9 protein-coding genes are annotated in these 10,118 nt (G+C 57.0%); 7 read left to right on the top strand and 2 right to left on the bottom strand.

Annotated elements, in window-relative coordinates; translation table 11 throughout:
* From GSQ91_RS13115 to GSQ91_RS13105, 3 genes are all read left to right on the top strand, one after another.
* Window positions 1-1,313, top strand: a 1,313-nt coding sequence (locus tag GSQ91_RS13115; protein WP_158822053.1) for a PLP-dependent aminotransferase family protein, incomplete at its 5' end; no start/stop codon positions are given.
* Between the two features lie 370 nt (window positions 1,314-1,683).
* Window positions 1,684-2,316: an FMN-binding negative transcriptional regulator gene (locus GSQ91_RS13110; RefSeq protein ID WP_158822051.1), complete on the top strand. Its 633-nt coding sequence runs from the start codon at window positions 1,684-1,686 to the stop codon at window positions 2,314-2,316.
* 136 nt (window positions 2,317-2,452) lie between these two features.
* Entirely contained in the window at window positions 2,453-4,156 is a 1,704-nt protein-coding gene (locus GSQ91_RS13105) for an amidohydrolase (protein WP_254064552.1), read from the top strand.
* Between the two features lie 37 nt (window positions 4,157-4,193).
* On the opposite strand, the gene GSQ91_RS13100 is transcribed toward GSQ91_RS13105, so the two are convergent.
* Window positions 4,194-4,841 carry a TetR/AcrR family transcriptional regulator gene (locus tag GSQ91_RS13100; protein ID WP_158822049.1) on the bottom strand — a complete coding sequence of 216 codons (648 nt, stop codon included), beginning with the start codon at window positions 4,839-4,841 and terminating at the stop codon, window positions 4,194-4,196.
* Between the two features lie 233 nt (window positions 4,842-5,074).
* On the opposite strand from GSQ91_RS13100, the gene GSQ91_RS13095 reads away from it, so the two are divergent.
* A complete protein-coding gene (locus GSQ91_RS13095) occupies window positions 5,075-5,698 on the top strand; it encodes a VOC family protein (protein WP_158822047.1) in 624 nt (207 codons plus the stop codon).
* Between the two features lie 118 nt (window positions 5,699-5,816).
* Here GSQ91_RS13095 and GSQ91_RS13090 read toward each other — a convergent pair whose 3' ends face one another.
* Window positions 5,817-7,055, bottom strand: coding sequence for an MFS transporter (locus tag GSQ91_RS13090; protein ID WP_158822045.1), 1,239 nt, complete (start codon window positions 7,053-7,055; stop codon window positions 5,817-5,819).
* A 420-nt stretch (window positions 7,056-7,475) separates the two neighbouring features.
* Here GSQ91_RS13090 and GSQ91_RS13085 point away from each other — a divergent pair, with 420 nt between their 5' ends.
* The 3 genes from GSQ91_RS13085 (at window position 7,476) to GSQ91_RS13075 (ending at window position 10,114) form a co-directional block, all read left to right on the top strand.
* Window positions 7,476-8,207, top strand: a complete 732-nt coding sequence (locus GSQ91_RS13085; protein WP_158822043.1) for a GntR family transcriptional regulator — start codon at window positions 7,476-7,478, stop codon at window positions 8,205-8,207.
* A gap of 61 nt (window positions 8,208-8,268) precedes the next feature.
* On the top strand, window positions 8,269-9,015 hold the full coding sequence (locus tag GSQ91_RS13080) for a copper homeostasis protein CutC (RefSeq protein ID WP_158822041.1): 747 nt from the start codon (window positions 8,269-8,271) through the stop codon (window positions 9,013-9,015).
* 313 nt (window positions 9,016-9,328) lie between these two features.
* On the top strand, window positions 9,329-10,114 hold the full coding sequence (locus GSQ91_RS13075; protein WP_158822040.1) for an SGNH/GDSL hydrolase family protein: 786 nt from the start codon (window positions 9,329-9,331) through the stop codon (window positions 10,112-10,114).
* Window positions 10,115-10,118 lie beyond the last annotated feature (4 nt).

The following is a 10,118-nucleotide window of genomic DNA, read 5'->3' as shown; positions in this document are numbered from 1 at the left end:
CTCTGCCCTCGACCCGGGAGCTTGCCGCCGAGCTCAAAGTTTCCCGCAATACGGTGGTCTATGCCTATGAACGCCTTGTCAGCGAAGGCTACCTCAACAGTCACGTACGGTCTCGCGTCTTCGTCTCCGATACGGCTCCCGAGCTGCGCTCCGCGGCGCAGCGTTCCGAGAAGCAGCGGGAGATCCATGCCGATGTCCGTGTGCCTACGGCCAGCTACTCCGATGGGCCAAAGCCCTTTCGTCCGTGCCAGCCCGATGTCCAGCTCTTCCCCCTGGCTATATGGAACAGGCTCAGAGGGAGGGCGCTGCGAAGCACCAACCGGAGTCTGCTGCATTACAACTCAGAGGCCGTGCTGGGTTTCAAGCCGCTGCGAGAGAACCTTGCTGCTTACCTCCGCGACAGCCGTGGAGTGGTTTGCGAGTGGTGGCAGATTGCCATCACCTCCGGGTCGCAGCAGGCGCTCTACCTGCTTGCGAATCTGCTGCTCCAGCAAAACGACACGGTGTTCATGGAAGATCCCGGCTATGTGGGTGCTGTTCGCGCCTGGAAGTCGGTGGGAGCCAACATTCGGTACCTCCCGATCGATCAACAGGGCGTGCAGATTCCGTCGCTCGAGTCCGAGCCCGCCTCGATTGTGTATGTCACGCCCTCGCGCCAGTTTCCGACGGGGCCCTCGCTCTCGCTGGTGCGCCGCCTAGCCCTGGTCAAGGACGCCATCAGTACCAACGCATGGATCGTCGAAGATGACTACGACTCAGAGTTTCGCTATATCGCGCCGCCGATGCCAAGCCTGCAGAGTCTCGACTCCGGCAATCGAGTGATCTATGTCGGCACGTTCAGCAAGCTGCTCTTCCCTTCCCTGCGGCTGGGGTATGCCGTACTTCCAAAATCGCTGGTGGAACCTTTTACGGAGCTGAAGAGCACCGCCGAGGACCACGGGCCCATGATCGATCAGGCCACGCTGGCGGAGTTTCTGGATAGCGGCGCTTTCTACTCCCATATACGGCGCTGCCGGAAGAACTATGCCGAGCGGCAGCAGACGTTTCTCGAGGCGATGCAACGGTGCAGTCTTCCGCTGGACTTTCGCTATCGGGATGGAGGGATGAATCTGACGGGATTTCTGCCCGCTGGGTACGATGACAGGGCCTGGTCGGAGAAGCTTCGAGCAGGTGGGCTTGATGTGCCGGCGCTTTCGCACTATGCCCACGTTCATGCAGATCGGGGGCTTGTGTTCGGGTTTACGGCGTTTACGCCGGCACAGATTCGGCGCGGGGTTGAGAAGATGCTGAGGCTGGGGCTGGATAAAAGCTGAGGGCAGTCGTTTGCCGTGCATCTTCGGTTGCACGGAGGAAAGCAATTCAGTCGTTGCGGCTGCGCCTTCACTCCGGCCTGCGGCAGCGCAGTGTGGGCTTTTCGCCCGGCTTTTACGGCCCGGTTGAAACCGGGCCCTTCCGGTCCTTGCCACAGCAGATGTATCCCGCAGGTTCCGGGGCAAAGCCAAATTGAGCAAAAACGGGAGAAAGCAGGTTCCTCACTGCGCTCGGAATGACAACTAGAAAAGCAAGAACAACGACACCACTTCTTTGCACCATCTGGCCTCATGCGGTCGGTGATTTCTGGCTCTTTACTGGTTCCACGATCTCGATCAGAATTTGAGAACCTTATCAATCCGTGGTGGCCTCATGTTTGTACGACCCAGCTGGATGCCTCAGTCCCAGCAAGATGTATTCGATATCATCCAGCAGAACCCGTGGGGCCTTCTGGTCTCGAATGGTGAGAATGGTCCAGATGTGACGAATCTTCCCTTTGTGCTGGATGCGGCGCGCGGAGCGAAGGGCGTATTGACCAGCCATCTCTCGCGGGCCAACGCGCATGCTGCGGCGCTCAAGGATCTACAAGAACCCGCGCTGGCCGTCTTCCATGGCCCCAGCCGCTACATCACTGCCAGTTGGTACCCTAGCCGCGATATGCCGCCTACGGTTTACTACAGCGCGGTTCATTGTTATGGGTCGCTGGTCTTTCAGGATCAGGACCAGCTGCATGAGGCCGTCGAAAATCTTACCCAGCGCAGCGAGAAGAATATTCCGCAGGGATGGAGCACGCAGGAGATTCCTCCAGCAGACATCTTGCGCAGGCTGCCTGCCATTCTCGGTTTTGAGTTGCACATTGAACGGCTCGAAGCTAAGTTCAAGCTTGGACAGGACGAGCCCAAACGCGATGCGATGGCTGTTGCTGAGCGGCTGTTGAAGTCGGAGAGTCCTGGCGACATGGCTTTGGGATCGATGGTGTATCGGTATAACGAGGGGCGAGAGTAGTGCGGGGCCACATGATTCGGTGTCGGGTGAGTTGTCCGTTCTCGGTTGTCAGTTCTCAGTTGAAGACAACGATGAACTGACAACTGAGAACTGACAACCTCTTATGTCGTGGCAATAGAAACGGTTGGGGGACACTATGGGTTTTCGCAAGATCGCAGCTTTGCCGTTGGCCTTTCTCTTCCTTGTAGCTCCGAGGATGCGGGCTCAAAGTAGTGCCGATCTGGTTCTGATGGGAGGCAAGGTTTGGACCGGAGTGGCGTCGCAGCCGCAGGCTGAGGCGGTTGCGATTCAGGGAGATCGCATACTGGCAGTGGGCGGTTCCGAGGCGATGCTCAAACTAGCGGGGCCAGCGGCAAAGATTATCCAACTCCATGGCCGGCTGGTTCTCGCTGGATTTAACGATGCACACGTTCATGTGCCGCTGGGCGGCGCCAATATCCTCGGAGTCCATCTCACAGACGCCAGGAGCGTGGCAGAGTTTCGGCAGCGCATCGCGGAGTTTGCGAAGACTGCGCCGAAGGGATCCTGGATACTCAATGGACTATGGGACGAGCAGAGATGGACGCCCATTGCTCTGCCTACTCACCAACTGATCGATGATGTAACTCCCGACAATCCTGTTGCAGTCGCACGCACGGACCTGCACATGATTCTGGCGAATGCCTATGCGATGAAGCTGGCCGGTGTCGATCGCAATACCAAAGATGTTCCGGGCGGCGTGATCCTGCGGGACGCTGATGGAAACCCGACCGGCATCTTCAAAGATGCAGCGAAGTCTCTCATCGAATCTGTCATCCCCGCCGAGACAGAACAGGACTTTGAAAGGTACTTTCTCGCCACCCAGAAGGTGGCTGCGGAGAATGGCGTCACCAGCATTCAGGACATGGCCATCAGCGCTACGGATTCCATGGGACCGCTGAAGCTACAGGCGCTACAGTCCCTCGCGCGGCAAGGCAAGCTGAAGGTGAGGGTGGCTGAGTGCTTCGGAGTTGGCTACGGCAAGCAGATGGAAGAGCTCGGCATTGAGGCAGGCTTTGGCAATGAATTCTTCCACATAGGCTGCCTGAAGAGCTTTGCCGACGGCGGGCTTGGTGCCTCGACCGCATGGTTTACGGCGCCCTATACGGACAATCCCTCTAACTACGGGATCGCCAGCGACACCATGCAGCATCCTGAGGAGATGTATGCCGCGTTCAAGCAGGCTGACCAGGCTGGACTGCAGCTGATCACACATGCGATTGGAGATCGGGGAAATCACGCCATCCTTGATTTCTACGAACGTCTCGAGAAGGAGGACGGCCCCCGCGACCGGCGCGACCGCATCGAGCATGCGCAGACGCTGCTGCCTGAGGACATTCCCCGTTTCGCGAAGCTGCATGTGATTGCCTCGGTTCAGCCGTTCCATGCCATCGACGACGGCCGTTGGGCCGAGAAACGGATTGGGCCAAAGCGCATTCAAACGACCTACGCCTTTCGCTCGTTGATGGACTCCGGTGCGGTCGTTGCGTTTGGATCGGATTGGCCTGTTGCTCCGCTCTCTCCCCTCATCGGGATATACGCTGCGGTGACTCGCCGCACGATTGACGGGAAGAATCCGAAGGGGTGGATGCCGCAGGAGAAGGTTACGGTCGCACAGGCCGTACAGGCATACACAGTCAACGCCGCGTATGCCGAAGGCGAAGAGAGGATCAAAGGGTCCGTCCGGGCAGGACAGTTGGCGGACCTGATCGTTCTCTCCAGAGATATCTTTGAGATCGATCCCACGGAGATCGATGCGGTCAAGGTGGATCTGACTTTGCTTGGCGGAGAGATCATCTATGACCGCGATGTCGCGAAGTAGACGGCGATCGCTGCTCTTCAGAGAGAGCTCGCGGACCTCAGGTTTGGTGGAAGCAATCATCTGCATTTCGCGGAGCCAGAGCGTCGAAAACGCTTTCCAGGGCGGCCTTTGTCGCACTGGACGATTGCAGACTGGGATCGAAGTGCCGTTCCAGGGCAATCGAACTGGGAATGCCTCGCAGCACCGCCAATGAGATAAGGTCTCTCTTTTGTTCTGTTTTCGAGCGTTTGTTCTTCGACGGCAGCGCCTGGCCGATACCGGCATAGAGGCGATGGTACAGATCCTGTATCCGTTGAACGGAGCCGGTGTTGCGAAGAGCGAAGAGCTTGAACTCGAGGAGGAGGATAGGCCAGCCCTCCTCGTCCAACGAGGCGGTGAAGAGCTTTCTTCCAGCGCGAATGCGGTCCTCGAAGGACATTCCTTCGGGCCAGCTTTGAACAGTTGCAATCTGGCTCAGAACTTTCCGCTCAAATAATGCCAGGAAGAGGTCTTCTTTTCCCTTAAAGTGCGCGTATACAGCACCCTTGGTACGGCCAACCTCTGCGGCGATCGTCTCGATCTGGGTACGCTCATACCCGTCGCGCGCAAAGATCTTCTCCGCGGCGTCGAGGAGGTCCCGGCGCGTTGCCTCGGTCCTGGCCTGATGCTTGTTTTTGGGTGGGAGTTGTACGTTGGGTGATTTCATCCGCCCCTCATCTTATCGCGTACATCCTCAAATGCCTACCATGTGTCCAATATGCAGAGGGGCGTGATGCCGGGGACGATCAGGCACTCCTTCAGGGCAAGTTCGAGACAAAGTGCTCAATCACAAAGAAAGTCTGGGTTCTTTTTAAAATTGAATCCATACCGGTTCGTATGCAATCGTATAACGAGACTGCGAAAAGGCCAGCTGGCGAGGATCGCGGTACTTGAGGAGAGATGATGACTGGAAACAACCTGACGACCATTCGCCCGCGGTTGCCGCACCATATCCTGATCACGAAGAGCATCGATGATGTGTTGCCCTGGTACTGCAATGTGCTGGGCATGAGCCTGGTCCATCGCACAGACTCTGTGGACGGCGATCAAAGCGACGAGCAGCTTCTCAAAGCGGCGTGGCTCACCAACGATAAGACGGACCACCGCATCGTCCTCCTCGAACTGTCCGATGCCGCAGCCGATCCGGACCACGAAGATGAAGATATAGAGGAAGTGCGGCATCAGCAGCCGCAGCACTTCGTCTTTATATACGTGAATCTTGAGGAATTGCTGGATACCTACACGCGGCTGAAGGAGCAGGGAGTTCTGCCGACTCTATGTACCGATGCTATTGAAAAGACTGTCCTCTATTACCAGGATCCTGACAATAACAGCGTCGAGTTGAAGGTCGAGCACCGTGAGGATGACAGGAATTCGGACCAACGTCTGCGGCAGTCGCCAGCGATTATGGATGAATGGACAGGGCGTCACGTTCGCCCCGATCAATTGATCTTCGTGCGCGAAGTGGGAGTCGCACTGGCAAGTGTGGGTGGACGAATCCCCTTCCCTGGCAACTTTAACTAGTCGAAGAAGAAAGCGGCTGGCGTTCGGTTGAATGTTGCGTGGGTTATGGGCGGCATCGTTTCCGTTGATGTTGATATCGATGCCGCCAGTTTCGGTCTACACCTAGAGGGAAGATGCTCTAGTCTCCTTCCGTGTGCAGTCTCCAATGTCTCCAGGCAGGAATCGTCAACAGGATTAATCCACCTGCCACCTCCAGCGATGCGGATCTCTCGATTGTCCGAGCAACCGAGCCATGATCAGCCAAAGTCCCCAACAGCAGTGCAGCCAGCGGCTGGGTCCCATTGAATATCGCCGCGAACATTCCAAACAGAGAACCGTGCGCTTCCGTCGGTGGGATCGTCTGAAGCAGGCCCAGCGTGGTGACAAAGATGACCGTCGTAGAGAGACCAAGTGCAAACATAGCCGCCAATTGAAAGGTCAACGTCGGCAACATCGCTGTGAAGCCGAGCCAAAGTCCCATCCAGGAGATTGCCAGAGAAAGCAAAATGCCAGGACGTCGATGGTCGTGCAGGAATGGGATGATAAAGAGCGCACTAACGAGTGAGCCGAGGCCTGCAGCTCCGAGCAGTAGACCCGTGGCCCTAGCATCCCCATGTTCCAACGCCGGAGCCAGGGCATAACAGGACTGTCCGAAGATGTTCATCAAAGCGATTGTGATGAAGATTCCGATAAGACGCATGTCTGCCATCAGCAATCGACTGGACCTCGCAAAGCCCCACCCGGCTTGTGGTGTGGCCGGCGAGGAACTACGGGATTCGCGGACAGCGAACAGAGATGCAATCACCGCCAGAAACGAAAGGCTGTTGATAGCAAATGCGAACGTCATGCCCCACTGGCCGATGAGCCATCCTGCCAGCGTAGGTCCTGCAAAGCGAGCGACATTAATGATGGTTGAGTTCAGACCCACCGCGACTCGGACGTGCTCGTGTCCGGCAAGGTCTTTGAGAAAACGCTGAGCCGCCGGAAAGAAGATGGACTCGACACAACCAAGCAGGAACGCCAGAAGGTAGACAGCGCCGAGCGTCGCCTTACCGGAATGGACGAGATACGCCAGTGCAGCCGCAAGCAGGAGCTCTATTGCCTGGGTGGCAATCAGGAGAGGTTTTCGTGGGATGCGGTCGGCCCAGGAACCGACGACCGGGCCAAACACCAGGATAGGTAAGGCCGTGCAGGCAGCGGCGATTCCCAAAGGCTGCGCTTTGCCATGCGAGAGCTGAAACACGAGCAGAGCCTGCGCCGTGGATTGAAGCCAGGTTCCTATCAGCGAGATCGACTGGCCTGTCAGGAAAAGTCTGAGGTTGGGAAGTGCGAGGGGAGTGAAAGTGCGTCGCAACGACGCGATTACAGCAGTAGGCATTTTGATCTCCGCGACCGATATACAGGTGACGGATCGCCAAACAAGCGCCCGCCACAAGCCCGCATCTGTACTGGCAGAGCCAGAACAGAGCAGAGTGGTTAGCGCGTTGATTGACGTAAACGCTTACGGCCGGCGACAGAAAGCCGACTCATCTCCAGTATAACAAGGCAGTCGAACGCCGGCTCAGCATGACGATTCCAAGGGGCTACGAAAACAGAACGCATTGCCTGCGGCAGGATTGTTCAGTGCTATATAGCGTTTGTTGAATAGCATCCTTTCCATTCTGTTCGATCAACATGAAACTCGATTGGCCCACCGCGGTTGACTGCTATATAGTGGACAGTTGGCTGGGGTTGTCGCAGCCGGACGAGATACATTCGGCGCGGTACGCTGACGCTGAGATTCATTTGGAGATTTGGGTTGGCGCAGAAAGACCGCAATAGCGTGCCCGCGTACCAACAGATCCACGACTCCCTACAGAGGCGGATCGATGCGGGAAAGCTGGTGCCAGGTGAGGCCGTTGACTCCGAACGCGAGCTCGCGAAGATCCACCGGGTGAGTTTAATGACAGCGCGTCATGCTCTCGCTTCGCTGGAACGGTGCGGATTGGTAGAGCGCAGACGTGGTGTGGGAACATTTGTCAGCTCGCCACGTATTCAGATTAACAAGCTTATGAGTACAACCGAGCAGCTTGCCGGACAAGGACTCACCGCCAAATCCAAGGTATTGCTGGCGCGCATCGTCTATGACGAGCAGGAGATCGCCACCAAACTGGCACTACCACTGGATAGTGGCATTATCAAGCTGGTGCGCCTGCGGCACTCGGCGGACGAACCTTTTTCGCTGGAGACCTGCTATCTGTCGGCAACCGATTTTCCGAAGCTGCTCTCCGCTCCCTTGTCGCGCGAGTCGTTGTTCAAGATTTTGGAGCAGAAGTACAACATATCCCTGGGGCATGCCGATGAAGAGGTCGATGCGATGGCCGCGGATGCGAAGACCGCTGAACTGCTTGGCATTCCCAGGCGAAGTCCAGTGCTAAGGATTCGCCAGGTGATTTACTCGACGCAAAAGAGGCCGCTGATATATGTCTCAGGGTTTTACCGGTCTGACCGTCATAGGCTTGTGATTCGGCGCTTTCGGGAGAACGCCTGAAGCAGCTGTCATTGAAACGAAGTACGTGGCGTGAAGTTCGGGGCCGAGAGGGAGAAAGTGAATGGGGCAGAACCTGACATTGGAGATATGCGTGGATTCGCTGGGGCTTGCACTAGCGGCTGCGCGAGGGGGCGCCGATCGGATCGAGCTCTGCGGACCCTTGCACGATGGCGGCATTACTCCGAGTGCGGGTCTCGCTGCAGCTGCGAGGCATTCCATCGATCTACCTATCGCCATGCTGGTGCGGTCGCGCACTGGAGCGTTCACTGCGACACCGGAAGAGTTCGAAGTGATGCGCCAGGACGTGCTGTATGCCCGTTCTATTGGCATGAACCTGGTGGTGCTGGGAATTCTTCACGAAGATCGAACCATCGATATCGAAAGGACACGCGAACTTGTGGAGTGTGCCGGTCCCATGGAGGTAACGTTTCATCGGGCATTCGATGCAGCGCTTGATTTGAGAGCGGCTTTGCGCGACGTAAAGCAAACAGGCGCAACCCGCATTCTGACTTCCGGGGGAAAGTCGTCTGCCGTGCTGGGTGCTCCAGTAGTGCATGATCTGCTGGATGAAGCAGGCGATCAGATCGGATTGCTGCTGTGCGGCGGGATCAGCAGCGCGACTGTGCGACAGGTGGTTGACCGTGCGGGAGTCCAGGAGGTGCATGCGGCGCTGCGCAATAGCATCCGAGTTAAGCCACAGACGGGCAGCATCTCGCCGGAGAGCCTTGAGCACTTTTCGGACTGTGTGAGGAAACTGAAAGAGAAGATGCTGCAGCCCGATAAGAGTTCGAGGCTGATCTCGGTATAGAGCTCAGGTACGTAAAAAGCGAGCGCAGTGGAGAGACCTGCAGGGTTGTTTGTTCCAGCACACTCTATCGCCTTTGCAAATAAGCTGCAGGTCTTGACGCAAAGCGCGCTACAAACATTTGCATCGCGCTCTGCAACGTGCAGGTCTTGACGCAAAGCGCGCCACAAACATTTGCATCACGCTCTGCAACCTGCAGGTCTCTCCACTGCGCATGACGATAAAACCATCATGCTACGGTCGAGATGACAATATATGAGAATGGTTAAGAAAAGCTGCTCACGCTAACTGTGAAGTCTATCTAACAGGATGCTCCATGAAATTCGTTTTCGTCTCGCTGCTTCTGCTCAGTACGTCCCTGCACGGTCAGCAGGCTGCTCCTGCCTCGGCACCCATCGTTGCGCAGGAACTCACAGTGCCCATCTCGACGCTCACGCCTCAACAGATCGCGAGTATGCAAAAGAAACTTGCCGACTGGCCAGATCTTGCTCACTACCGCGATGAGAACGTCAAACTCGGTGATCCTGCGCCCGGCGAGAAGCGTGTGGTCTTTATGGGTGATTCGATCACAGAGATCTGGGGCAAAGGCCGCGGCAAGTTTTTTCCCGGTAAGCCTTATGTGAATCGCGGCATCAGCGGGCAGACTACGCCTCAAATGCTGGCACGATTTCAGCAAGACGTGCTGCGTTTGAAGCCCACGGTCGTGGTCATCGCGGGTGGCGTCAACGATATTGCAGGCAATACCGGTCCGGAGCCACTGGAGACCATCACAGACAACTATCGCTCGATGGTGACGCTGGCGAAAGCGGCCCACATCCGGGTTGTGCTCACCGCCCCAGTCCCTGCCTCCTGGTTTCCGTGGCGGCCGGGTGCTCATCCTGGAGAGACCGTCCGCCAATTGAATTCGTGGATCAAGGAGTACGCACGCGCGGAGCACCTGGTGTATGCCGACTACTACTCCGCGATGGTAGACGATCAAGGCGGCATTCGACCGGATCTCGCCTTCGACAAAGCCGTACACCCCAACGATGCGGGTTACGCCATCATGGAGCCGATAGCGCAACGAGCGATTGAAAGCGCACTGGCGTTGCCGCGGCCGTAATCTG

Source organism: Granulicella sp. S156 (genome assembly GCF_009766105.1).
In the GTDB taxonomy this organism is placed as follows: Bacteria; Acidobacteriota; Terriglobia; order Terriglobales; family Acidobacteriaceae; genus Granulicella.
Note: the sequence above shows the minus strand (reverse complement) of the source record. Positions and strands in the feature narration are given on the sequence as shown.

What these genes read in the sequence shown, in the direction of transcription:
- GSQ91_RS13100 (WP_158822049.1), bottom strand. Translation starts at nt 4,841, where the DNA reads ATGAAATCACCCAACGTACAACTCCCACCCAAAAACAAGCATCAGGCC.
- GSQ91_RS13090 (WP_158822045.1), bottom strand. Translation starts at nt 7,055, where the DNA reads ATGCCTACTGCTGTAATCGCGTCGTTGCGACGCACTTTCACTCCCCTC.
- GSQ91_RS13105 (WP_254064552.1), top strand. Translation starts at nt 2,453, where the DNA reads ATGGGTTTTCGCAAGATCGCAGCTTTGCCGTTGGCCTTTCTCTTCCTT.
- GSQ91_RS13095 (WP_158822047.1), top strand. Translation starts at nt 5,075, where the DNA reads ATGATGACTGGAAACAACCTGACGACCATTCGCCCGCGGTTGCCGCAC.
- GSQ91_RS13080 (WP_158822041.1), top strand. Translation starts at nt 8,269, where the DNA reads ATGGGGCAGAACCTGACATTGGAGATATGCGTGGATTCGCTGGGGCTT.
- GSQ91_RS13075 (WP_158822040.1), top strand. Translation starts at nt 9,329, where the DNA reads ATGAAATTCGTTTTCGTCTCGCTGCTTCTGCTCAGTACGTCCCTGCAC.
- GSQ91_RS13110 (WP_158822051.1), top strand. Translation starts at nt 1,684, where the DNA reads ATGTTTGTACGACCCAGCTGGATGCCTCAGTCCCAGCAAGATGTATTC.